This window comes from Lentzea sp. NPDC055074 (assembly GCF_053608005.1).
In genome coordinates, this window is sequence record NZ_JBSGUQ010000007.1 from 71,294 (window position 1) to 92,990 (window position 21,697).

A 21,697-nucleotide genomic window follows, 5' to 3' on the forward strand; every position below is an offset into this window, starting at 1 on the left:
AATGACACATCTGCGTAGTGCATTCTTAGAAGCGAGAGGGAGACCCGCCGCACCGCCGCCGCGACGGGCCTCCCTCTCACCTTCGTTCGGGGCCCTACTCGACGCCGGCCATCAGCTTCTTGATCGCCGGAGCCGCCACCGCGAGCGCCACACCGAGCACGATCGCCGCCCCGCCCAGCGTGAAGAAGTACGCCGAGGGGCTCGTCGTGTAGAACTTCACGAGCTGCGCGGCCACACCGGTTCCGGCCGACACCGCGAGGAACCACAGGCTCATCGTCTGCGACGCGAACGCCTTGGGCGCCAGCTTCGTCGTGACCGACAGGCCGACCGGCGAGAGCATCAGCTCACCCGCGGTCATGATCAGGAACATCACCACGAGCCACAGCGGCGTCACCTTGCCGTCGGCGGCCGAGTTGCTCGCGAAGTACATGAGCACGAACGACAGGCCGACGAGCACGAGGGCGCCCGCGAACTTGCGCGGCGTGGACGGCGCGCGGTCCTTGAGCTTCAGCCACAGCCACGCGAACACCGGGGCCAGCGCGATGATCATGATCGGGTTGATCGACTGGAACCAGGCGACCGGGAACTCCCAGCCGAACACGTGGTTGTCGACGTGCGAGTCGGCGAACTCCGCGATCACCGACGCGCTCTGCTCGAAGATCAGCCAGAACATCGCCGCCGCGACGAACAGCGGGATGTACGCGAGGACGCGCGGCTTCTCCACCGGCAGCGTCTTCTTGCTGCGGTACATGACGGTGAAGTACGTGATCGGCAGGACGATCGACATGATGCTGATCATCAGGATGACGCCCTCGACGCCACCGAGCAGGTACGAGACGACACCGAGCCCGGCGATCACGACCGCGACCAGGGCGATGAGGCCGTAGACGCGGCCCTTCTCCTGCGGGTGCAACGGGTTCGGGGCCACGGCGGCCGAGCCGCGCAGGTGCTTGCGGCCCATCCGGTACTGGACCAGGCCGAGCGCCATGCCGACCGCGGCGACGGCGAACCCGGCGTGGAAGCCGAAGCCGTCCGCGAGCGCGCCGGTGATCAGCGGCGAGATGAACCCGCCGATGTTGATCGCCATGTAGAAGACCGTGAAGCCGGCGTCACGGCGCGAGTCGTCGCGGTCGTAGAGGCCGCCGACGACGGTCGAGATGTTCGGCTTGAGCAGGCCCGTGCCGAAGACGATGAAGATCAGGCCGAGGTACACGCCCGTGATGCCGATCGGCAGGGCCAGCGCGATGTGACCGCACATGATCAGCACGCCGCCGTTGAACGTCGAGCGCTGCCCGCCCCAGACCCGGTCGGCGAGCCAGCCGCCCGCGACACCGGACATGTAGACCGCTGTGCCGTAGATGGCGACGATCGACAGGGCGAGCGCCTTGTCGACGCCGAGGCCGCCCTCGGACACGGCCGTCCACAGGTAGAGGCCGAGGATGGCCTTCATCCCGTAGAACGAGAACCGTTCCCAGAGTTCGGTGAAGAACAGCGTGGACAGGCCTCGGGGATGCCCGAAGAATCCCTTGTCCTGCCCGGAGATGCTGGCGCTAGGAGCGCTCACAGTCATCTTCCCTTCGTGTCAACGATGTCACGGCGGATCTGGTCGAGATTACGCCGAACGCTCGTACTGTTTGAAATCGGGGTTGCGTCCGAGTGGCCCAACTCTCACGCCAGGATGCGCTCCTGGGCGAGATTTGATGCACTGCTGGGATGGATTTGATCCAGGCGCACGGAGTGGCGATGACCGAGTTCGACCGCCGGGTGCGGGAGATCGCTCCCGACCAGTGGTCGCTCGGCACCCCCTGCCGGGAGTGGTCGGTCAGAGACCTCGTCGGCCACCTGGTCTACGAGCAGCTCTGGGCGCCCGAACTGCTGGCGGGCTGCACGGCGGAGCAGGTCGGCGACCGCTTCGACCACGACAACCTGGGCGACGACCCGCTCGTGTCCTGGGTCGTGGCGGCCGCGGCGGCGCGCGAGGCCTGGCTGGGTCCGCACGCGCTGGCGAAACCCGTGACGGTGTCGTCGGGGAAGCTCGACGCCGAGGAGTACTGCTGGCAGATGACCACGGATCTCGCGGTCCACGCCTGGGATCTGGCTCGGTCGATCGGTGCCGACGAGCGCATCGATCCCGATCTCGCGTCGGCGGTGCTGCGTTATGTCGAGAGCAACGTCGACGAGTGGAGTGGTTCGTCCATGTTCGACTCGGCCGTTCCGGTGTCACCGGACGCGGACGACCAGACACGACTGATCGGACTCCTGGGACGTAAGCCATAGCCCCTTGCCGGGCGTTGCGCGGGTGCGAACTCTGATCCTGCCGCCCAGAACCAGATCTCCCGGCCGTCGTGCCGAAACGCCCCGCTCCGCATCCCCCTCGCTCCTGCAGGGCGGGGCGTTCCTCCCCCGGCCACGGTCACCGGATCCCCCCGGACCGTTGACCGCACCGCATTTCTACAGGTAGATCGTTGTCCGGTGTCGGCGGTGAATCAGCGGACAACGACTTCCGGACAACGTTTCTGGAGCTGGTGTTCCAGGGTCACGCACCTGATGCCGACGGCGTCGAGGTGCTCGCTCACCCGGACGAACCCGGCGCTCTCGTAGAACCGGATGTTCCCGTCGCTCTCGGCTCCGGTGAACAACCACACGACCCGCACTTCTCCCGGTGTCCGCTCGCTGATCGCCCGCAGCAGCCGGCGGCCGACCCCGCCGCCCTGGACGTCGGGCGCGACGGACAGCCGCGCGACCTCCATCCGCTCGCCGTCGACCCGGCTGCGCACCGACCCGATCAGCCGCGGCCCGTCGAACGCACCGAACGCGGGCGTGCCGTCGGCGAGGTGGCGGCGGATCTCCTCCAGCGTCTCGACGAGCGGCGGCAGGTCCCACGCCCCGTACCGGCGGGCCTCCTGCAGGTACGCGGCGCGCTGGATCGTCATGACCTCACCGGCGTGCTCCGGCGTCAGCGGTCCGATGTGGACGCTCACGGCCCGGTGACCCCGGGCGTCCAGCTCTCCGGCAGGCCGCTCTCCGTGAGGACCATCTGGTGGTCCGCGAACCCCTCCGGCGCGTCCGGCTGCCACGGCCAGTGCCCCTGCGGCGTCGGCACGATGATCTGCACGGCCGCGAAGTCCGACCCGTCGTAGAGCAGGTACGCGCTGCCGAAGAACTCCGGGTAGAACCCCTTGTAGACCCGCTCGAACGCGACCGGCACGCCGTCGAAGAAGTCGTCGTAGAGCTTGCCGGGCTGGAACCGCTCACCCTCGCTGGCCCGCCGCACGTACAGGTTGATCAGGTTCTCGCCCATGCCCTGCGGCAGCCCGATCACGACCGCCTCGGCCACGCCGAACCGCCGCCAGGCCCCCACCGAGAACACGTACCCCGGCCCCTCGGCGTCGGGGTTCACAACGATGTTCGTGTGGCCGAACCGGTCGGCCGCGGACAGCAGCCGCGCCCGCAGTTCGATGTCTTCGTCGGAAAGCACGGCACCCAGCCTACGGCACCCTCCCGGCGCCTTATGCCTGCTTGGAGCTGGTCCAAGGCTCCCACCTTCAGGCAGATTTGGCCGGAAACGATAGAGGATTCGCGGTCGCTGCCCCTACCTTCCGTCCATGCCCAAGAGATCGTCCAGCGTGGTGGGCCGCGAGTTCGGCAACGGTGTCCGCGCCGCTGTCGAGAGCACCGGACTCTTCCAGCGCAGGCTCGCCGAGTTGCTCGGCTGGCAGGAGGCCAAGCTCTCCGACATGCTCGCCGGCAAGGGCGGCGTCACCGAGATGGAGGTCGCCACCCTGCTCGCCTACTGCCGCACACCGCTCGCCGAACGCGAACACCTGCTCGCCCTCTTCCGCGAGTCGGGCAGCTTCTACGTGGAGGTCCCGGACGACGGCCTGCCCGACCAGGCCCGCACGCTCATCAACCAGGAGAGGGACGCGATCGAGATCATCGACTGGTCGATGATCGTGGTGCCGGGCCTCTGCCAGATCCGCGAGTACATCGCCGCCATCACCGCCAAGGCCCGGACGGTGCCGGCGGAGAAGATTCCGGCGACGGTCGCCGCGAGGGCCGCCAGGGCAGAGATCCTCGAGTACAGCCGGACGTTCACCTTCTACATCCACGAGCAGGCACTGCTGCTTCCGGTCGGCGGCGAGGAGGTGTGGCGCGAGCAGCTCGCTCACCTGCTGCGGCTGTCCGTGCGGAAGTACATCAGCATCCGGGTCGTCCCGAGGTCCATCGGCATGCACGCCGGGGCGGCGGGAGACTTCCGGCTGATGAGGTTTCCGAAGTACCCGCCGGTCGTCTACATCGAGAGCGTCAAGTGCGGCTTGTTCTTCGACGACGGGGCGACCGTTCTGGTCTACGAGAACATCCTGAAGGACCTCGCAGCCGTCGCCCTGGATGAGGAAGAATCGAGGGCGGTGATCAACAGCATCTTGGAGGGCCTCCAATGACCGCCTGGCGCACGAGCAGCTACACCGGTGACGGCAACAACTGTGTGGAGGTCGGCCAAGGCATCGGAATCCGGGACAGCAAGGCGCCCACCACCCACCTGCCCGTGAGCGCGGACGCGTGGTCGGCGTTCCTGAAGATGGCCTCAGCCGCGCCGGCACCCGTCGAGCAGTAGCCCGATGGTCGTTCGCGCGTCGTAGTCGGGGTCGACCCGTTCGGCCCCCGCGCACACGTCGCCGATGGCGCGAAGCAGTTGGTACGCGGCGATGTCCCGCGTCACCTCGCCCGCTTCGCGCGCCGCGTCGAGGATCTCGGCGAGCACCGGCAGCAGCCGGTCGAGGAACAGCCCGTGCAGTGCGGCGAAACCGTCGGGATCGCTGCGCATCGCGGCGCTGAGCCCGTGCTTGGTCACGAGGAAGTCGACGAACAGGCCCACCCAGTCCCGCAGCGCGGCGAACGGCGTCTCCGCCGACGCGAGCAGCGCGGGTCCCGCCTCGGCGCACGCGTCGATCTGGTGCCGGTACACGGCCACGACCAGGTCCGCGCGCGTCGGGAAGTGCCGGTAGATCGTCCCCATGCCCACGCCCGCCTCGGCGGCGATGCGGCGCACCGGTGCGTCCACACCGTCGCTGACGAACACCGCCGCGGCCGCGTCGAGCAGCGCCTTCTCGTTGCGCCGCGCGTCCGCGCGCTTCGCGGTCGCCGACTCCCCTGCACCCACGCGGGCTCCTCTCCACCAGCACGCTTGCCAAGCGGAACACTGCTCCGTATATTCGGAACTGCGCTCCACTTAGGAGCTTAACAGCCACTCCTCATCGCTGGGGGAAATCTGCCATGCCCGGAATCATCAGCGTCAAGCCGGTCGTCCTGCCCACGCCGGACCGCGGAGACGACCTCCAGGTGCGGGTGTCCGCGCCGGTCACCGGCACCGGCCTCCCGATCGTCGTGCTGGCGCACGGCTTCGGCGGGTCGATGACGTACTACGACCCGTTGGTGGACCACTGGGCCGCCAACGGTTTCGTGGTCGTCCAGCCGACGTTCCTCGACTCGCGCAGCCTCGGCGTCACGCCCGCGGACCCCCGCCACCCGGACATCTGGAAGTTCCGGGTCCAGGACGTCCAGCGGGTGCTCGACGACCTGGACCAGCTCCTCGCCGCCGTACCCGGCCTCTCCGAGCGCGCCGACCGCGACCGCATCGCCGTCGCAGGCCACTCGTGGGGCGCGCAGACCGTCGGCATGCTGCTGGGCGCACGCGTCCTCGACGCGGACGGGCGCCCCGGCCCGGATCTGACCGACCCCCGCGTGAAGGCCGGCGTGCTCTTCGCGGCGACGGGCCTGGGCGGCGACAACCTGACGCCGTTCGCGCAGGAGAACTTCGGCTCGTTCATGTCGCCGGACTTCACCCGGCAGACCACGCCGTTCCTCACGGTCGCCGGTGACCAGGACCAGTCGCTGCTCGGCAAGCGCGGCCCGGACTGGTTCACCGACGTGCACCACCACAGCCCCGGCTCCCGCGCCCTGCTGACCCTGTTCGGCGGGGAGCACTCGCTCGGCGGCATCCACCGCTACAACGCCACCGACACGACCGACGAGAACCCCGAGCGCGTCGCGGTGATCCGGCGGGTGGCGTGGGCGTTCCTGCTCGACGCGCTCGGCGTCGACGACGTCGCGTGGAAGCAGGTGCAGGCCGAGGACCTCGACGGCGGCCGCCTCGAACTCAGGTGAGAAGCAGAGAACGCCGGCCACTCGCGTGACCGGCGTTCCCTGGCGTTCGAAGGTCAGCCGACCTCGGCCATGACCTCGTCCGACACGTCGAAGTTCGCGAAGACGTTCTGCACGTCGTCGCAGTCCTCCAGCGCGTCGATCAGCTTGAAGATCTTCTTGGCGCCCTCGGCCTCGAGCTGCACCGACACGGACGGCAGGAAGCTCGACTCGGCCGACTCGTAGTCGATGCCGGCGTCCTGCAGCGCCTTGCGGACCGGGATCAGGTCGCCCGCCTCGGACACGACCTCGAAGGCCTCGCCCAGGTCGTTGACCTCCTCGGCACCGGCCTCGAGCACCGACATCATCACGTCGTCCTCGGTCGTGCCCGCCTTCGGCACGATCACGACGCCCTTGCGGCTGAACATGTACGACACGGAGCCCGGGTCGGCCATCGAACCGCCGTTGCGCGTCATCGCCGTGCGGACTTCCGTGGCGGCGCGGTTGCGGTTGTCCGTGAGGCACTCGATGAGCACCGCGACACCGTTGGGGCCGTAACCCTCGTACATGATGGTCTGCCAGTCGGCGCCACCGGCTTCTTCACCGCCGCCGCGCTTGCGGGCGCGCTCGATGTTGTCCAGCGGCACCGAGTTCTTGCGGGCCTTCTGGATGGCGTCGAACAGCGTCGGGTTGCCGTCCGGGTCACCACCACCGGTGCGGGCCGCCACCTCGATGTTCTTGATCAGCCGCGCGAAGAGCTTGCCGCGCTTGGCGTCGATGGCGGCCTTCTTGTGCTTGGTGGTCGCCCACTTGGAGTGGCCGCTCATTTCTCCTCCGAACCAGTCAAACCACGAACCATGTCCACGAACAGGCGATGGACGCGCTCATCCCCCGTGAGCTCCGGATGAAACGCCGTGGCCAGCACGGTGCCCTGCCTGACCGCGACGATCCTACCGGCGGCATCGCCCGCCTCAGCCGTAACAGGCACCGTAGCGAGGACCTCCACGTCCCCGCTCACCGCCTCCACCCACGGCGCACGGATGAACACGGCGTGCACGGTCTCACCGGCCAGATCGAGGTCCGTCTCGAACGAGTCGATCTGCCGGCCGAACGCGTTGCGACGCACGGTGATGTCCAGGCCACCGAGCTGATGCTGGTCCTCGCGGCCGTCGAGCACGTCGTTGGCCAGCAGGATCATGCCCGCGCACGACCCGTACGCCGGGAAGCCCGCCTTGATCTTCGCGCGCAGCGGCTCCAGCAGCTCGAAGGTGTCGAGCAGCTTGCTCATGGTCGTCGACTCGCCGCCGGGGATGACGATCCCGTCCAGTTCGTCCAACTCTTCGGCGCGCCGCACGGGCCGTGCGGTCACATCGCATTTCGCGAGCGACACGAGATGTTCTTGAACATCACCCTGAAGGGCGAGCACGCCGATGACGGGAGGAGCAGCGACAACCATGTTCACCAGCATATTCGAGCCGGATCAGGGGTTGTAGAAGACCTGGGCGAAGGCGCGGTCGAAACGTCGCGCGTCCAAGTCCTCGCGCTGGATCCCCCAGTGGACGGTGGCGCTCTCCCAGCCGTACACGTCCGCACCGGCGTACCAGTCGGCGAGGAGCACCCAATCGGCGACGTCATCCGACACCGGGCCGTCCCAGTTGCCCTTCTCCGCCGACCTCACGGCACGACGCACGACGGCGCCGAGCGGATCGGTGTAGACGGCTTCCTCGTCCGCGTAGCCGCCGATCTGCAGCGACCCTTCGGTGTTGATGCCCTCACGGGTGTCCTGCCAGACGTCGACGAGGTCCTCGGCACGTGGGTGGCCGGGGATCGGGCCGGCCCTGTTCTCCCCGCGGACAGGGAACGCGTGGTGGTTGGGCAAGGAGACATCGGCCATCGCGCGCATCGGCCCCTGCGGGAACTCCTTGAACATCGTCTCGTAGTCGTCGATGTCGTGCTCGTTCCAGGCGTGGAGGTCCCGCTCCACCACGGCCGTGCCGACGGGGACGTAGATCGCGCTGCCCATGCTCACGGACTCACCCTCGTCCTCGGGGAAGGCGAACAGCAGCAACTGGCCGTCTCGTGGGAGCGCCAGGTCCGTGAAGCCGGAAGGCAGTGCGGCGAGGTCGATGGTGGCGACGAAGGGCTCGGCGGGGTCCGGGACGTCCGCCGGGAGCAGGAGCGGGCCCCCGAACCGGCCCACAACCGGTCCCTCCCCGCTCTGCGTCAGCGTCGCGCAGGGACGCGTCAGCGTTAACCACCGATCCACGTCTTCTTCGGGGATTCCTCGCTCGACGGCCTTGTCGCGGAACGGGGCCAGACGGTCGGTGAAGTCGAAAGTCATGGAGGAACATTAGTGGGTACAAAAAGGCCTCCTCGCCCCGGGACGAGGAGGCCTTGAAAACGCGAGGTCAGTCGACGCTGACGAGTTCCTTCTGCTGCGTCTCGCGCGACTTCACGAAGCGCCATCCGAGGAACAGCAGCAGTGCCAGCACCGGAATGGACCAGAACGCGATCTTCTCGGCTGTTCCGGCAAAGGCCATCTGCCCGATGACCAGCGCGAGGAACGCCAGCGTTCCGTACGAGGTGTAAGGCGCGCCGGGCATCCGATAGGAGGGCCGTTCGATCTCGCCCGCCAGTGCCTTCTTGCGCAACCGCAGCTGGCAGATGATCAGCGTGGCCCAGGTCGACACGACGCCGAGCGAGGCGACGGCGATCGCGATGTCGAAGGCCTCCTTCGGCACGATGTAGTTGAGCACCACGCCGAAGAGGTAGGCGACACCGGTGAAGAGGATGCCGCCGTAGGGCACGTGCCGGGAGTTCATGCGGCCGGTGACCGCGGGCGCCTCGCCCTTCTGCGCGAGCGACCTCAGGATGCGGCCGGTCGAGTAGAGACCGGAGTTGCACGAGGACAGCGCGGCGGTGAGCACGACGGCGTTCATGATGTCGCCGACCACCGGGATGCCCAGCGCCGAGAACACGGTCACGAACGGCGACTCGGTACCGGTGAAGTGGTCCCACGGCAACAACATCGTCAGCAGCAGCACCGAACCGACGTAGAAGACCGCGATGCGGTAGACCACGCCGTTGATGGCGCGCGGCATGACCTTCTCGGGGTCCTTGGTCTCGCCCGCGGCGATACCGACGAGCTCGATGGCCGCGTAGGCGAAGACGACGGCCTGCAACGTCATGAGGGCGATGCCGACGCCTGCCGGGAAGAGCCCGCCGTGGCCGAGGGTGTTCGAGACCGACGCCGTGGTGCCGCCGATGTCCGCGTTGCCGATGACCAGGCCCGTGCCCACCACCAGGAAGACCACGATCGCGGTCACCTTGATGACGGAGAACCAGAACTCCAGCTCACCGAAGAGCTTCACCGACAGCAGGTTGATGGCCACGAGGACCACCAGTGCGACGAGAGCGGTGATCCACTGCGGCAGGTCCGGGAACCACTTGTGCATGTAGATCGCGATGGCGGTGATCTCGGCGATGCCCGTCATCGCCCAGTTCAGCCAGTACAGCCAGCCCGACGTGAAGCCGGCCCACGGGCCGATGAACTCGCGGGCGTACTCGACGAAGCTGCCGGACACGGGCCGATGGAGCACCAGCTCGCCCAGCGCGCGCATGACGAAGAACGCCGCGAGGCCGCACACCGCATAAGACAGGATCAGCGACGGCCCCGCTGTGGCGAGACGTCCGCCCGCACCCAGGAAAAGGCCGACGCCGATAGCGCCACCGATTGCGATCATCTGCACCTGACGCTTGCTCAGCGCCTTGGTGTAGCCGTCCGCATCAGTTTCCACAGAACTCACGAGGAGGTTCCTTCCGAAAACGGAAAAATGCTCGCGTCGGAACCTCCCGCGCCCCGACGCGCCGATTGCGGGGAACCCTAGCGAGTGGCGGTCATCACCAAGAAATCACCTGGGGAAGACTTAACGTAAGCGACGTCACAGAGTGCCGCGTTCAGATCCGACCAAATGTCCTCGACGTGCTCGAGTCCCACGGAAATGCGCAGCAAATTGTCCGGAACGCCGGATGCCCGCAGTTCTTCGCCGGGAACCAGGCGATGGGTCAAAGCCGAGGGGTGCTCGATCAACGTGTCGACCGAGCCCAGTGAGACGGCCGGGGTGATGAGCTTCAGCCGGCGTACCACCTCGACGGGATCGCCGTGCACGCCGAACGCGATCATCGCGCCCGTGCCGCGCATCTGCAGCGACGCGGACGGGTAGCGCACGAACTCCACGGCGTCGTGCTCGGCCAGTCGCGAGGCCAGCACCGCCGCGGACTTCGAGGCCGCCTGGACGCGCAACGGCAGTGTGGCGAGCCCGCGGTGCAGCAGGTAGCCCCCGAGCGGGTGCAGCACGGCGCCGGTGATGATCCTGACCTGCCGCAACGCGGCCGCGCGTTCCTCGGAGCAGGCCACGACACCGCCGAGCACGTCGCCGTGCCCGCCCAGGTACTTGGTGCCGGAGTGCAGCACGTAGGAGGCGCCGTGCAGCGCCGGGTTCTGCAGGATCGGCGTCGCGAAGGTGTTGTCGACCATGACCGGCACGGAGCCTGCCTGGCGCACGACGTGCTCGATGTCGACCAGGTCGAGGTTGGGGTTGGCCGGGGTCTCGACGACCACGAGCCCGGTGTCCGGCCGGATCGCGGAGGACACCAGACCCGCTTCCACGTACGTGGTCGTGACGCCCAGCAGACCGGACGACAGCAGGTGGTCAGTGCCGCCGTACAACGGTCGCACGGCTACGACGTGCGGTTTCCCCGCCATCACGCAGGCGGCCTGGATGACGGCGGTGACCGCTGCCATGCCGCTGCCGAACGCCACGGACGTCTCGGTGTGCTCGAGAGCCGCGAGCGCCTGTTCGAAACGGGCCACGGTCGGGTTGTGCAGCCGCGCGTAGACGGGCGAGGTGGCCCGCGCGGCCCCGGTGGCCCACTCACCCAGTGCCTCCCCGCCGAGCGCCTGGTCGGGCACGGGGTAGGTGGTGGACAGGTCGATGGGAGGAGCGTGCACGCCGAGCTCCGCGAGGTCGTCGCGGCCGCCGTGCACTGCGATGGTCTCGATGCGCGTCATGGCCCGAATGGTGGAGACTTCCTCGGGAGGGCGGGCGAAACACCGCAGGCGATTCGGCGGAAGAGAGAACAGCCGTGCTGGATTCGATCGACGAGGCCATCGTGCGGGAGCTGCGGAAGGACGCGCGGCTGCAGAACAAGGACCTGGCCGAACGCGTCAACGTCGCGCAGTCCACGGCGGTCGTGCGGCACCGGGCGTTGCGGGAGCGCGGCGTGATCACCGGCTACCACGCCGAGGTGGATCCGAACGCGGTCGGGCAGCACGTCCAGGCGATGCTCGCGGTGAAGATCCGGCCGCACACCAAGGAGATCGTCGACCCGTTCATGGCGTACGTGCTCTCACTCCCGGAAACGCTCGCGCTGTCCCACGTGACGGGTCCCGAGGATTTCCTGGTGCACGTCGCGGTGTCCGACGTCGGTCATCTGCAACGGCTCGTGCTCGACAAGTTCACGAGCCGGCGCGAGGTGACGGAGGTGCACACGAACCTGCTTTTCTCACACGTCAGAAAGCACTGAGCTCATCCGCCGACAACAGCGGGACCCAGTGCGCCATCACCCGGCGCACCCGCTGCTGGTGGTCGGCGATCCAGTCGTCCGGAGGGGCGATCGGCACTCGCACGGTGACCATGGACGTCGTCTCGTCCTCCACCACGACCTCTGGGCAGTCACGCTCGCCACTGAGCTTGATCCAGACGGACGGCCCCCTGTCCATCTCCATCCAGGCGACGTCCTCGCCGGCACCGAGCCTGTTCACCGCGTCCGCCCACCTCCGCAGTTTCGAGGTGGTCAGCCACAAATCGACGCGGCCGGACACGAAAGGTGTCCTGACCACGATCTCGGCGTCGAGCGCGCCGCCCCGCCGGAAATCGCGCCCCAGAACGGTGACGGTGACGCTGTTCCCCTCGCCATCGGCGAGAGTGATGAGCTCCCTCGGCGCGATGTCCCCCATAGCCGGTACTCCATTTCCTCAGAAGTTCTACGCCACGCCCGCGAACCTCAGTCCCGCAGTCGTCACCGCAGCAAGAACAATCACTGCGACAAAAGGCAGTTTCCGCCACGCCGCGAGCCCGCCGACCGCGACTCCGGCGGCGAGCGCCCAACCGCCGAACTGCTTGCCGTTCGTCAGCGCCGAGACCGCCACCAATGCGAACAGCAGCACGGTGGCGCTCGCCGACATCAGTTCGCGGACCTTCTCGGGCAACGTGACGCGGTCGCGCAACAACGGTCCGGCCAGGCGGATCGCGAAGGTGCCGGCGGCCAGGATCAGGACTGCGGTGACGGGCACGGCTCTTCCTTCTTCGTCTTGAACACGAACAGTCCGGCGAGCGCGAGCAGCACGGGCACCCCTGCGGGCAGGAACGGCGTCGTCGCCAATGCGATCGCACCGCCCGCGAGCGCCGCATTGCGCGTCGCCTTGTCTTTGAGGGCGGGGAGCGTGAGCGCGAGAAGTGCCGCCGGGAACGCCGCGTCCAGACCGAACGTCATCGGGTCGCCGATCGCCTGCCCCACCAGCGCACCGACGAGCACCCCGGTGTTCCAGCTGAAGAACAACGCCACGCCGCACGCCCAGTAGGCCGCACGCGCTCTCGCGGGGTCCTTCTGCGCCATCGCGAAGGCCGTCGACTCGTCGATCAGCAGGTGGCTGCCGACGATCCGGGCGAGCGGGCTCTTGCCCAGCACGTCCCCGATCGCGAGCCCGAACGGCAGGTGCCGCGCGTTGAGCACGAGCCCGGCCAGCACCGCGGCGGCAGGGCTGCCACCAGCGGCGACGATCCCCACGGCCATGAACTGCGAGCCGCCCGCGAAGATCACCAGCGACATCAGTACCGGCATCCACCACGGCAGGCCGGAACCGACCGAGATCGCGCCGAAGGAGGCACCGGTCACCGCGGCACCCAACGCCACTGCGGCCACGTCACGCAGGAGCACAGCATCAAGAGTTCGCCAGATCGAACGCACCACCCATTAAGATGAACACCTGGGATCGGTGTTCGTCAAGACGAACGGATGGACTTCTGTGTCGAACGCACCACTCGACCTCATCGCGGCCAACCTCCGGCGTGAGCGCGATCGCACCGGCATGTCGCTGAGCGAGGTCGCGAAGAAGGCCGGCGTGGCGAAGTCGACGCTCTCCCAGCTGGAGTCCGGCGCCGGAAACCCCAGCGTGGAGACCCTGTGGGCACTCGGCGTGGCCTTGGGCGTCCCGTTCAGCCGGCTCGTCGAACCCGCCGTCCCGCGCGTGCAGGTCATCCGCGCGGGCGAAGGCCCGGTCATCCACTCCGAGCGCGCGCACTACTCGGCGACGCTACTGGCGGCGTGCCGTCCGGGCACCAAGCACGACATCTACTGGCTGGCCCTCGAACCGGGCGGGGCCCGCGAGTCGCTGCCGCACGTGCCGGGCAGCATCGAGCACATGATCGTGGCGACCGGCCGGTGCTTGGCTGGTCTCGCCGACGACCCGATCGAGCTCGGGCCCGGTGACTACATCGTGTATCCCGGCGACGTGCCGCACATCTGCAAGGCGCTGGAGCCTGGGACGACCGCGATGATGGTCATGGAGCACACCGTCTAGTGGTGTGGCTCAGAACGTTGCCGGTGTATTCGTGGTCAGACGGGTGTCTCGGGGTGCCGCCCCCACGTCCTCGTACTGGTTGTACGGGGGCGTGGGGGCGGTGCCGCGAGGCGCCCTGCTGGGCGCGGATGCGCCGCCCACGTTCTGAGCCACACCACTAGCTCAGACGGCTCTGGAGGGTGCGCAGCCACGGTTCGCTGAGCGCGGGTTCGCCGTCCATGCCGCGGGCGATCATCCGGCGCACCTCCTTGGTGCGCCCGAGCGCCACGAGTTGCACGGCCTCGGCCAGCGCCTCGCGGGTGCGTTCGTCCCGTCCGATCTCGGCCGCGCCGCCGACCCACCTGTTCGGCCCGAAGGACTTGGTCACCTTCCGCTGATGGTCGGCGAAGTACGACCAGGTCGCCCTGTCGAGCGACACGTTCACGACCGACGCGGCGGGCAGCCTGCTCGTCCAGTCGGCGTGATCGTGCCACCGCCACGTGTTCGGGCTGGTCCGGCCCGCGGCCGTCACCCCGACGAAGCGGAGCTTGAGGCGAATCACCGGCCAGGTCTCGTGCTCCTCGGCGACCCAGTCGTCCAGCAGGGTGAAGAGGCTGGTGAACGTCGAGCCCGAGGAGACCACGTCGACGAACGTCACCGGCCGGGCGCGGCGGGCCAGCGAGGCGGGTGTGACGCCGATGTCCGCGAGGATCTCCCTGGCCCGCAGGACCTCCGCACGCGAGTAGTCGTGGCGGCGCCGGAACGACAGCGGCAGCCGGGCGAGCCGTTGGTCAGTGCCTTCCAGCGCGCCCCCGAGCAGGTCGAACATCGAGTCGAGCGACCGCCCGACGAACACCGCGTCCCCGTTGCCGCCGCGCGCCAGGACCTTGCCCGCGCACCGGGACAGCTCGGTGAGGTAGCCCACCTCGGGGACCGCGACGTCGTCGAGCAGCGACCCGAGCCGGTCAGGCGTCACCAGGTCCCAGCGGAAAGGCACGTTCACCTGGCCATGATGACCAGCGACGCGGCCGTCGCGCCAACGAGAAACGGGCCGGGTCGCGCGTGCGACCGGCCCGTTCTTCCATTCAAACGTATAGCAGAGAGGGGGCCTTGCCACAAGACCCCGTCCATCGTTCACACTCATCGCCTCAAGCAAGAAAACCAGGCGCACTGGGGAGCACGTGGGTTACGAAGAAGAACTGCAGTCCGAACGCGACTACGTGGCCGGTCTCTACGCACGGCTTGATGGCGAACGTACGCGCGTGAAGGCGGCGTACCAGTCAGCGCTGGGTGGCACCGGCGAGACCGCGATGGACCGTGACAACGAGGTGCGCGCCCGTCACCGTGAGATGAAGCGTCTGAACGTGGCCGACTACGGGCTGTGCTTCGGCCGGCTCGACGGTGCCGACGGGACCATCTCCTACATCGGCAGGATCGGCCTGTTCGACGAGTTCGACGACTTCGAGCCGTTGCTGCTCGACTGGCGGGCACCGGCGGCGCGGCCGTTCTACACCGCGACCGGCGCGACGCCCGAGGGCATGCGCCGGCGCCGTCAGTTCCTCACCCGCCGCCGCTCGGTGGCCGGCTTCACCGACGAGGTGTTCGGCAAGCTCGGCGAGGAGCAGGGCGACGTGGCCCTGCTGGAGGCGCTGAACGCGCCGCGCGGCGCGGGCATGCGGGACATCGTCGCGACCATCCAGTCCGAGCAGGACGCGATCATCCGGCTCGACCACCCCGGCGTGCTGGTGATCGAGGGCGGCCCCGGCACCGGCAAGACCGTCGTGGCGCTGCACCGCGTCGCGTACCTGATGTACACCCAACGGGAGCGCATGGAACGGCACGGCGTGCTCGTCGTGGGCCCGAACCCGGCGTTCCTCAACCACATCAGCCGGGTGCTGCCGTCGCTCGGCGAGTCCGACGTGGTGTTCTCGACCACCGGCAGCCTGCTGCCCGGCCTGCTCGCGACCGCCGAGGACACACCGGCAGTCGCCCGGATCAAGGGGTCGCGCACGATGGTGGACGTGCTGAAGGCCGCTGTGGCGGCCCGGCAGCGCGTGCCCGCCGAGCCGATCCCGATCGGCATGAAGGACGTCGTCGTCGAGATCGGCGCGGACGTCGCCGAGTGGGCCCGGCAGGAGGCGCGCGACAGCGGCCTGCCGCACAACGAGGCCCGCGCGGTGTTCCGCGAGATCGTCACGTACGTCCTGACCGAGCGCGCCATCGGCCGCATCGGCAAGGGCTGGATGTCCCGCTCCGACAAGCAGGCCTGGGAGGACATGCGCTCGGGCCTCGTCAAGGACCTCGCCGACGACGACTCGTTCATCGCCGCGCTCGACTTCCTGTGGCCGATCATGACGCCGTTCGAGCTGCTCGGCACGCTGTACGCGTCCGCCGAGGAGCTCGCGACGGCGGGCGCGGACCCGTCGCTGCTGCGCGCCGAGGGCGAGCCGTGGACGATCTCGGACGTGCCGCTGCTCGACGAGCTGCACGACCTGCTGGGCAAGGACGGCACCGAGCAGGCCGAGGACCAGGCCGCCTCCGCCGAACGCGCCGCCGAGGCCCGCTACGCGTCCGAGGTGCTCGACGGCATGGTCGGCCGCTTCGACCACATGGACGACGAGGACCACCTCTTCGCCTCGGACATGATGTTCGCCGAGGACCTCGCCGAGCGCTTCGAGGACCACGAACAGCGCACGCTCGTCGAACGGGCCCTGGCCGACCGCGCCTGGACCTACCGGCACGTCGTGGTCGACGAGGCGCAGGAACTGTCCGAAATGGACTGGCGGGTGCTGATGCGCCGCTGCCCGGGCCGTTCCTTCACGGTGGTGGGCGACCTCGCACAGCGTCGTGCGCCGGCGGGTGCCACGTCGTGGGGCCAGATGCTCGACCCGTACGTGCCGGGCCGCTGGGAGTACCGCTCGCTGACGGTGAACTACCGCACGCCGGCCGAGATCATGGCGGTGGCCGCCCAGGTGCTGGCCGACTTCGCACCGGACGTCCGGGCGCCGGAGTCGGTGCGCGCCAACGGCGTGCAGCCGTGGTCGCGCCAGGTGACCGCGGACGAGCTGCCCGCCGCCATCGAGGAGTTCTCCAAGCAGGAGGCGGAGTTCGAGGGCACGAGCGTCGTGATCGGACCGCCCGGCGTCCCCGGCACCGTGCCCGCCTCGGAGACCAAGGGCCTGGAGTACGACTCGGTGCTGGTCGTTGCCCCGGAACGCATCCTGGCCGACGGCCCGCGCGGTGCCGCCGAGCTCTACGTGGCACTCACCCGTGCCACGCAACGGCTCGGCGTGCTGCACCACGAACCGCTGCCGAAGTCGTTGTCCGGCCTCTCGGAACCGGCGCGCACGTGACCTTAGGATGTGGTCGTCTGGGGGGACGGCTCACGTCGGCCAGACGACCACATCCGCGTCCGAGCCGCCCTGGGGGCTTCCATGACTCCGCCCACCCCGCCGTCCGGCGACGACGCGTCCGATCCGGACAGAGCCGAGTCGCCTGAGCGGGTGCCGGCCGAGCCGGCGAACCCCTGGGCACCTCCCGCCCAAATCGCGCCGCCTGCCGGTGCCCCGGCCCCGCCACCACCGGCGCGCAGGACCTCCCGGGCCGGCCTCGTCGTCGCCTCGCTCTGCGGTGTCCTGCTGCTCGTGGCGCTGTCCACGGCCGCCTACCTGACCGTGGCGTCCGGGGGCACGGCGGCGGGCGACTGCCTGAATCTGACCGGCACCGAGGCCCGCATGAGGTACGAGAAGCTCCCGTGCGGGGACGGGCAGCACAACTACACGGTCAGCAAGGTCCTGGGCTCCGCGACCGAGAGCTGTGGCGCCGACCCCGGCGAGTACGCGACCTACAGCGGCGGCGTGTTCAGCGACGAGAACCTCTGCCTGATCCCGGTCTACCTCGACGGCCACTGCTACGACTTCAGCGGCGACGAGCTCAAGATCGACAACAGGGCGGTGGACTGCGGCACGCCCGAGGCGATCAAGGCCAAGGTGGTGCCGGGCGCCTCGGACGAGTACCTGTGCGGCGAGGACGCCGTGCTGGCGCTGGGCTACCCGGAGACGAAGACCTTGTACTGCTTCACGTCCGGCTCCTGACAACGAGAGAGGCGCGTCCCCTGGATGTGGGGACGCGCCTCTCTCGTCAGAGACCTACCAGCCGCGCTCCGCGAGACGGTGCGGCTCCGGGATCTCGTCCACGTTGATCCCGACCATGGCCTCGCCCAGGCCGCGCGACACCTTCGCGATGACGTCGGGGTCGTCGTGGAAGGTGGTCGCCTTCACGATGGCCTCGGCGCGCTGGGCCGGGTTGCCGGACTTGAAGATGCCCGAACCGACGAACACGCCCTCGGCGCCGAGCTGCATCATCATCGCGGCGTCGGCCGGGGTGGCGATGCCGCCGGCGGTGAACAGCACGACGGGGAGCTTGCCGTCGCGGGCGACCTCGACCACCAGGTCGTACGGGGCCTGGAGCTCCTTGGCGGCCACGTAGAGCTCGTCCTCGGGGAGGTTCTGCAGCCGGCGGATCTCCTGGCGGATCTTGCGCATGTGCGTGGTGGCGTTCGAGACGTCACCGGTGCCGGCCTCGCCCTTGGAGCGGATCATGGCCGCGCCCTCGGTGATGCGGCGCAGGGCCTCGCCGAGGTTCGTCGCGCCGCAGACGAAGGGGACCGTGAAGGCCCACTTGTCGATGTGGTTCGCGTAGTCGGCCGGGGTGAGCACCTCGGACTCGTCGATGTAGTCGACACCGAGCGACGCGAGCACCTGGGCCTCGACGAAGTGACCGATGCGGGCCTTCGCCATGACCGGGATGGAGACGGCGTCGATGATTCCGTCGATCAGGTCGGGGTCGCTCATGCGCGCGACGCCGCCCTGGGAGCGGATGTCGGCGGGCACGCGCTCGAGGGCCATGACGGCGACGGCGCCCGCGTCCTCCGCGATCTTCGCCTGGGTGGCGTCGACCACGTCCATGATCACGCCGCCCTTGAGCATCTCGGCCATGCCGCGCTTGACGCGGGCAGTACCCGTGACCTGATCAGTGCTCACCTGGGCAACCTTTCCGAGGGGAAGTCTTGGTGAGGCGAGCGTACGTCCGGTGTGGCCCCCTCGCCCAAGCCACTGGCGCCCCGAAACAGAAGGCCACTTACTGATCAACCGCAGGTGGTGAGCCTGCTCACTCGGGTGACTGTGAACGTCGGTGGGCGACCAGTCGGGTCTGCGGGGTTGTCCCCGACCGTCAACGGGTGTGAGATCGAACACTACGACTTGACGGAGGTCGCCATGGGAAGCAAGCACTCCGACAACGGCTCATCGGCAGGCGCGGTCGCTGTGGACGACCCGGCCAAGGTCCGCAACGTCGTGCTCGTGGGCCCCTCCGGCGCGGGCAAGACGACGCTCACCGAGGCCCTGCTCGCCGCCACCGGTGTCCTGACCCGCGCGGGATCGGTCACTGAGGGCACCACGGTCTGCGACCACGACCCGGCCGCCGTGCGACAACAACGATCGGTCGGCCTCGCCGTGGCCCCGATCCAGCACGGGGACATCAAGATCAACCTGATCGACACCCCCGGCTACGTCGACTTCGTGGGTGAGCTCAGGGCAGGTTTACGGGCCGCGGACGCGGCCCTTTTTGTTGTCAACGCTTTCGAGGGCGTCGACGCGGCCACCATCGCGTTGTGGGAGGAGTGCGCTCTCGTCGGCATGCCCCGCGCTGTGGTCATCACACGCACCGACCACCACCGTGCGAACTTCGGCAACGAGGTCATCGAGTGCCAGGCGGCGTTCGGCGCGGGCGTAGTGCCGTTGTACATGCAGGAGGACGACTCTCTCGTCGGGCTGCTGACGTCCGGTGACAACTACCCGGACGAGCGCGCGGCGTTGATCGAGGGGATCATCGCCGAGAGCGAGGACGAGACCCTCATGGACCGCTACCTGTCCGGCGAGGAGATCGACCAGGACACGTTGATCGCCGACCTGGAGACCGCCGTCTCGCGCGGCTCGTTCCACCCCGTGATGCCCGTGTGCGCCGCGACCGGCATGGGGCTCACGGAGTTGATGGACGGCATCGCGCGCGCATTCCCGTCACCGCTGGAGCACCAGGTTCCCGACGTGACGTCCGTCGAGGGCATTCCGCAGCCCCGCATGGCCGCCGACCCGGACGGGCCACTCGTCGCCGAGGTGGTCCGCACCGCGGTGGACTCCTACGTCGGCCGCGTGTCGCTGGTCCGCGTCTTCTCCGGCACCCTGCGCCCCGAACGTCCCGTGCACGTCTCCGGCCACGGCATGGCCGACCGGGGCCACGAGGACCACGACGCCGACGAACGCGTCGCCCACATCTACTCGCCGCTGGGTTCGACGCTGCGCGAGGTGCCGTACTGCGTGGCCGGCGACCTGTGCGCTCTCACCAAGCTCACCACCGCCGAGACCGGTGACACCGTGTCCGCGCCCGAGCAGCCGCTGCTCATGGCGCCGTGGGACATGCCAGAACCGTTGCTGCCCATCGCCGTCGTGCCCCGCACACGCAGCGACGAGGACAACCTGGCCCGGAACCTGAGCCGCCTGGTGGCGAGCGACCCGACCCTGCGCCTCGACCGCAACGCCGAGACGCACCAGATGGTCCTGTGGTGCATGGGCGAGGCGCACGCCGACGTCGTGCTGGCCCGCCTCCGCGCCGGAGGAGCGGAGATCGACACCGAACCGGTGCGCGTGCCGTTCCGCGAGACCTTTGCCGGACCGGCGAAAGGCCACGGCCGGCACGTCAAGCAATCTGGAGGTCACGGCCAGTACGCGGTGTGCGACATCGTGGTCGAACCGCTCCCCCGCGGCTCCGGCTTCGAGTTCGTGGACAAGATCGTCGGCGGCTCGGTCCCCCACCAGTTCATCCCGTCCGTGGAGAAGGGCGTCCGCGCCCAGCTCGAACGCGGCCTCAACGACGGCACGCCCGTGGTGGACGTCCGCGTGACGCTCGTGGACGGCAAGGCGCACTCCGTCGACTCGTCGGACGCGGCGTTCCAGACAGCGGGCGCGCTGGCGTTGAAGGAGGCCGCGTCCGCCGCGCGCACCCAGCTGCTGGAGCCGATGGACGAGGTCTCGATCCGGTTGCCCGACGAACACCTGGGCACGGTCCTGGGCGACCTGTCCGGACGGCGCGGGCGGGTGCTCGGGACCGAGGCGGGCGAGGGCGGGCGCACGGTGATCCGCGCCGAGGTGCCGTCGTCGGAGCTGCTGCGGTACGCGATCGAGCTGCGGTCGCTGACGTCGGGCACGGGCACGTTCACGCGCCACTTCTCTCGCTACGACCCGCTGCCGGAAGGGCTGGCGGCACGGGCGAGGTGACTCAGGCGATCTCCTTCACGACCACCGCCGGCACGCCGGCCACGAGGGTGCGGACGGGGACGTCGCGGGTGACCACGGCTCCGGCGGCGACGACGGCGTCCTCGCCGACCGTCACGCCCTGCAGCACCATCGCGGAGGCGCCGATCCAGACGTTGCGCCCGATCCGGATCGGCGCCGCGGTGATGCCGGTGCGGCGCCGGTCCGGCTCGAGCGGGTGGCCGGAGCTGACGAGGCTGACGTTCGGGCCGAGCATCACGTCGTCGCCGATCTCGATCCCGCCGATGTCGTTGAAACGGCAGCCCTGGTTGACGAAGACGTTGCGCCCGACCCGGATGTTGACGCCGTGGTCGGAGTACACGGGCGGGATGAGGTGGAACTTCTCGTCGACGACTTGGCCGGTGAGCTCGCTCCACGCCGCGCGGATCGCCTCCTGCTCGGCGTACCGCAGCAGGTTGAGCTCCTCGGTCAGCCTGATCGCCCGCTGGACCCTCTCCACAAAACTCATCGGTCCATCTTCGCGTGCGAAGACGGACCGATGAGAGGGCAGGCCTCCAGGCGCTGTCCTGCAAGTCTCGTTGGGCGGCAGTAGCGGCCGAGGGACCCG

General features: G+C 69.0%; 24 protein-coding genes. 9 read left to right on the plus strand and 15 right to left on the minus strand.

Features of this window, described 5'->3' with window-relative positions:
* Nucleotides 1-94: 94 nt before the first annotated feature.
* On the minus strand, nucleotides 95-1,570 hold the full coding sequence (locus ACWF7A_RS18200) for a peptide MFS transporter (protein ID WP_452251606.1): 1,476 nt from the start codon (nucleotides 1,568-1,570) through the stop codon (nucleotides 95-97).
* Between the two features lie 173 nt (nucleotides 1,571-1,743).
* Between ACWF7A_RS18200 and ACWF7A_RS18205 the strand changes: the two genes are divergently transcribed.
* Nucleotides 1,744-2,277, plus strand: a complete 534-nt coding sequence (locus ACWF7A_RS18205) for a TIGR03086 family metal-binding protein (RefSeq protein WP_452251607.1) — start codon at nucleotides 1,744-1,746, stop codon at nucleotides 2,275-2,277.
* Between the two features lie 209 nt (nucleotides 2,278-2,486).
* Here the strand turns inward: ACWF7A_RS18205 and ACWF7A_RS18210 are convergent, their stop codons facing one another.
* Complete coding sequence (locus ACWF7A_RS18210; protein ID WP_452251608.1) at nucleotides 2,487-2,981, minus strand: GNAT family N-acetyltransferase; 495 nt, start codon at nucleotides 2,979-2,981, stop codon at nucleotides 2,487-2,489.
* Nucleotides 2,978-3,487 (minus strand): DUF4262 domain-containing protein, encoded by a 510-nt coding sequence (locus ACWF7A_RS18215; RefSeq protein WP_452251868.1) that lies wholly within the window; start codon nucleotides 3,485-3,487, stop codon nucleotides 2,978-2,980. Before ACWF7A_RS18215 ends, ACWF7A_RS18210 begins: the two co-directional genes overlap by 4 nt.
* 118 nt (nucleotides 3,488-3,605) lie before the next feature.
* Here ACWF7A_RS18215 and ACWF7A_RS18220 point away from each other — a divergent pair, with 118 nt between their 5' ends.
* Both ACWF7A_RS18220 and ACWF7A_RS18225 read left to right on the plus strand, forming a co-directional pair.
* Nucleotides 3,606-4,442 carry a helix-turn-helix domain-containing protein gene (locus tag ACWF7A_RS18220; protein WP_452251609.1) on the plus strand — a complete coding sequence of 279 codons (837 nt, stop codon included), beginning with the start codon at nucleotides 3,606-3,608 and terminating at the stop codon, nucleotides 4,440-4,442.
* Nucleotides 4,439-4,615 (plus strand): DUF397 domain-containing protein, encoded by a 177-nt coding sequence (locus ACWF7A_RS18225; RefSeq protein ID WP_452251610.1) that lies wholly within the window; start codon nucleotides 4,439-4,441, stop codon nucleotides 4,613-4,615. The genes ACWF7A_RS18220 and ACWF7A_RS18225 overlap by 4 nt, the downstream gene beginning before the upstream one ends.
* Here the strand turns inward: ACWF7A_RS18225 and ACWF7A_RS18230 are convergent.
* On the minus strand, nucleotides 4,586-5,161 hold the full coding sequence (locus ACWF7A_RS18230) for a TetR/AcrR family transcriptional regulator (protein ID WP_452251611.1): 576 nt from the start codon (nucleotides 5,159-5,161) through the stop codon (nucleotides 4,586-4,588). The genes ACWF7A_RS18225 and ACWF7A_RS18230 overlap by 30 nt on opposite strands.
* A 113-nt stretch (nucleotides 5,162-5,274) precedes the next feature.
* Between ACWF7A_RS18230 and ACWF7A_RS18235 the strand changes: the two genes are divergently transcribed.
* A complete protein-coding gene (locus tag ACWF7A_RS18235) occupies nucleotides 5,275-6,165 on the plus strand; it encodes an alpha/beta hydrolase family protein (protein WP_452251612.1) in 891 nt (296 codons plus the stop codon).
* Nucleotides 6,166-6,218: 53 nt separating this feature from the next.
* Here ACWF7A_RS18235 and ACWF7A_RS18240 read toward each other — a convergent pair whose 3' ends face one another.
* From ACWF7A_RS18240 to ACWF7A_RS18260, 5 genes are all read right to left on the minus strand, one after another.
* Nucleotides 6,219-6,968 carry a YebC/PmpR family DNA-binding transcriptional regulator gene (locus ACWF7A_RS18240; protein ID WP_089913043.1) on the minus strand — a complete coding sequence of 250 codons (750 nt, stop codon included), beginning with the start codon at nucleotides 6,966-6,968 and terminating at the stop codon, nucleotides 6,219-6,221.
* Nucleotides 6,965-7,597: a pyridoxal 5'-phosphate synthase glutaminase subunit PdxT gene (gene pdxT, locus ACWF7A_RS18245; protein ID WP_452251613.1), complete on the minus strand. Its 633-nt coding sequence runs from the start codon at nucleotides 7,595-7,597 to the stop codon at nucleotides 6,965-6,967. The genes ACWF7A_RS18240 and pdxT overlap by 4 nt, the downstream gene beginning before the upstream one ends.
* A gap of 24 nt (nucleotides 7,598-7,621) precedes the next feature.
* On the minus strand, nucleotides 7,622-8,482 hold the full coding sequence (locus tag ACWF7A_RS18250; RefSeq protein ID WP_452251614.1) for a DUF1963 domain-containing protein: 861 nt from the start codon (nucleotides 8,480-8,482) through the stop codon (nucleotides 7,622-7,624).
* Nucleotides 8,483-8,549: 67 nt separating this feature from the next.
* Nucleotides 8,550-9,884: an amino acid permease gene (locus ACWF7A_RS18255; RefSeq protein ID WP_452251869.1), complete on the minus strand. Its 1,335-nt coding sequence runs from the start codon at nucleotides 9,882-9,884 to the stop codon at nucleotides 8,550-8,552.
* A gap of 140 nt (nucleotides 9,885-10,024) precedes the next feature.
* Nucleotides 10,025-11,212 carry a trans-sulfuration enzyme family protein gene (locus tag ACWF7A_RS18260; protein WP_452251615.1) on the minus strand — a complete coding sequence of 396 codons (1,188 nt, stop codon included), beginning with the start codon at nucleotides 11,210-11,212 and terminating at the stop codon, nucleotides 10,025-10,027.
* Nucleotides 11,213-11,286: 74 nt separating this feature from the next.
* On the opposite strand from ACWF7A_RS18260, the gene ACWF7A_RS18265 reads away from it, so the two are divergent.
* Nucleotides 11,287-11,727, plus strand: a complete 441-nt coding sequence (locus ACWF7A_RS18265; RefSeq protein WP_452251616.1) for an Lrp/AsnC family transcriptional regulator — start codon at nucleotides 11,287-11,289, stop codon at nucleotides 11,725-11,727.
* Here ACWF7A_RS18265 and ACWF7A_RS18270 read toward each other — a convergent pair.
* The 3 genes from ACWF7A_RS18270 to ACWF7A_RS18280 are packed head-to-tail and all read right to left on the minus strand — an operon-like array spanning nucleotide 11,714 to nucleotide 13,170.
* The gene (locus ACWF7A_RS18270) at nucleotides 11,714-12,160 is read right to left on the minus strand and encodes a DUF5959 family protein (RefSeq protein ID WP_452251617.1); all 447 of its coding nucleotides are present in this window, start codon (nucleotides 12,158-12,160) and stop codon (nucleotides 11,714-11,716) included. The genes ACWF7A_RS18265 and ACWF7A_RS18270 overlap by 14 nt on opposite strands.
* A gap of 27 nt (nucleotides 12,161-12,187) precedes the next feature.
* On the minus strand, nucleotides 12,188-12,496 hold the full coding sequence (locus tag ACWF7A_RS18275) for an AzlD domain-containing protein (RefSeq protein ID WP_452251618.1): 309 nt from the start codon (nucleotides 12,494-12,496) through the stop codon (nucleotides 12,188-12,190).
* Nucleotides 12,475-13,170: an AzlC family ABC transporter permease gene (locus ACWF7A_RS18280; protein WP_452251619.1), complete on the minus strand. Its 696-nt coding sequence runs from the start codon at nucleotides 13,168-13,170 to the stop codon at nucleotides 12,475-12,477. The genes ACWF7A_RS18275 and ACWF7A_RS18280 overlap by 22 nt, the downstream gene beginning before the upstream one ends.
* 58 nt (nucleotides 13,171-13,228) lie before the next feature.
* Here ACWF7A_RS18280 and ACWF7A_RS18285 point away from each other — a divergent pair, with 58 nt between their 5' ends.
* Nucleotides 13,229-13,783: a helix-turn-helix domain-containing protein gene (locus tag ACWF7A_RS18285; RefSeq protein ID WP_452251620.1), complete on the plus strand. Its 555-nt coding sequence runs from the start codon at nucleotides 13,229-13,231 to the stop codon at nucleotides 13,781-13,783.
* A gap of 157 nt (nucleotides 13,784-13,940) precedes the next feature.
* On the opposite strand, the gene ACWF7A_RS18290 is transcribed toward ACWF7A_RS18285, so the two are convergent.
* The gene (locus ACWF7A_RS18290; RefSeq protein WP_452251621.1) at nucleotides 13,941-14,765 is read right to left on the minus strand and encodes a hypothetical protein; all 825 of its coding nucleotides are present in this window, start codon (nucleotides 14,763-14,765) and stop codon (nucleotides 13,941-13,943) included.
* A 178-nt stretch (nucleotides 14,766-14,943) separates the two neighbouring features.
* Between ACWF7A_RS18290 and helR the strand changes: the two genes are divergently transcribed.
* Both helR and ACWF7A_RS18300 read left to right on the plus strand, forming a co-directional pair.
* Nucleotides 14,944-17,115, plus strand: coding sequence for an RNA polymerase recycling motor ATPase HelR (gene helR / locus ACWF7A_RS18295; RefSeq protein WP_452251622.1), 2,172 nt, complete (start codon nucleotides 14,944-14,946; stop codon nucleotides 17,113-17,115).
* Nucleotides 17,116-17,196: 81 nt separating this feature from the next.
* On the plus strand, nucleotides 17,197-17,856 hold the full coding sequence (locus ACWF7A_RS18300) for an LppU/SCO3897 family protein (RefSeq protein ID WP_452251623.1): 660 nt from the start codon (nucleotides 17,197-17,199) through the stop codon (nucleotides 17,854-17,856).
* Between the two features lie 54 nt (nucleotides 17,857-17,910).
* Here the strand turns inward: ACWF7A_RS18300 and pdxS are convergent, their stop codons facing one another.
* On the minus strand, nucleotides 17,911-18,804 hold the full coding sequence (gene pdxS, locus ACWF7A_RS18305) for a pyridoxal 5'-phosphate synthase lyase subunit PdxS (protein WP_452251624.1): 894 nt from the start codon (nucleotides 18,802-18,804) through the stop codon (nucleotides 17,911-17,913).
* A 234-nt stretch (nucleotides 18,805-19,038) separates the two neighbouring features.
* Here pdxS and ACWF7A_RS18310 point away from each other — a divergent pair, with 234 nt between their 5' ends.
* Nucleotides 19,039-21,093: an elongation factor G-like protein EF-G2 gene (locus tag ACWF7A_RS18310; RefSeq protein WP_452251625.1), complete on the plus strand. Its 2,055-nt coding sequence runs from the start codon at nucleotides 19,039-19,041 to the stop codon at nucleotides 21,091-21,093.
* A gap of 1 nt (nucleotide 21,094) precedes the next feature.
* Here the strand turns inward: ACWF7A_RS18310 and ACWF7A_RS18315 are convergent, their stop codons facing one another.
* Nucleotides 21,095-21,598 carry a DapH/DapD/GlmU-related protein gene (locus ACWF7A_RS18315; protein ID WP_452251626.1) on the minus strand — a complete coding sequence of 168 codons (504 nt, stop codon included), beginning with the start codon at nucleotides 21,596-21,598 and terminating at the stop codon, nucleotides 21,095-21,097.
* Between the last annotated feature and the right edge of the window lie 99 nt (nucleotides 21,599-21,697).

Bases quoted from the DNA above. Each gene is read 5' to 3' on its own strand.
- ACWF7A_RS18250 (WP_452251614.1), bottom strand. From the start codon at position 8,482: ATGACTTTCGACTTCACCGACCGTCTGGCCCCGTTCCGCGACAAGGCC.
- ACWF7A_RS18200 (WP_452251606.1), bottom strand. From the start codon at position 1,570: ATGACTGTGAGCGCTCCTAGCGCCAGCATCTCCGGGCAGGACAAGGGA.
- ACWF7A_RS18300 (WP_452251623.1), top strand. From the start codon at position 17,197: ATGACTCCGCCCACCCCGCCGTCCGGCGACGACGCGTCCGATCCGGAC.
- ACWF7A_RS18260 (WP_452251615.1), bottom strand. From the start codon at position 11,212: ATGACGCGCATCGAGACCATCGCAGTGCACGGCGGCCGCGACGACCTC.
- ACWF7A_RS18255 (WP_452251869.1), bottom strand. From the start codon at position 9,884: ATGATCGCAATCGGTGGCGCTATCGGCGTCGGCCTTTTCCTGGGTGCG.
- pdxT (WP_452251613.1), bottom strand. From the start codon at position 7,597: ATGGTTGTCGCTGCTCCTCCCGTCATCGGCGTGCTCGCCCTTCAGGGT.
- ACWF7A_RS18235 (WP_452251612.1), top strand. From the start codon at position 5,275: ATGCCCGGAATCATCAGCGTCAAGCCGGTCGTCCTGCCCACGCCGGAC.
- ACWF7A_RS18225 (WP_452251610.1), top strand. From the start codon at position 4,439: ATGACCGCCTGGCGCACGAGCAGCTACACCGGTGACGGCAACAACTGT.
- ACWF7A_RS18315 (WP_452251626.1), bottom strand. From the start codon at position 21,598: ATGAGTTTTGTGGAGAGGGTCCAGCGGGCGATCAGGCTGACCGAGGAG.
- ACWF7A_RS18205 (WP_452251607.1), top strand. From the start codon at position 1,744: ATGACCGAGTTCGACCGCCGGGTGCGGGAGATCGCTCCCGACCAGTGG.
- ACWF7A_RS18240 (WP_089913043.1), bottom strand. From the start codon at position 6,968: ATGAGCGGCCACTCCAAGTGGGCGACCACCAAGCACAAGAAGGCCGCC.
- ACWF7A_RS18270 (WP_452251617.1), bottom strand. From the start codon at position 12,160: ATGGGGGACATCGCGCCGAGGGAGCTCATCACTCTCGCCGATGGCGAG.
- ACWF7A_RS18310 (WP_452251625.1), top strand. From the start codon at position 19,039: ATGGGAAGCAAGCACTCCGACAACGGCTCATCGGCAGGCGCGGTCGCT.
- ACWF7A_RS18220 (WP_452251609.1), top strand. From the start codon at position 3,606: ATGCCCAAGAGATCGTCCAGCGTGGTGGGCCGCGAGTTCGGCAACGGT.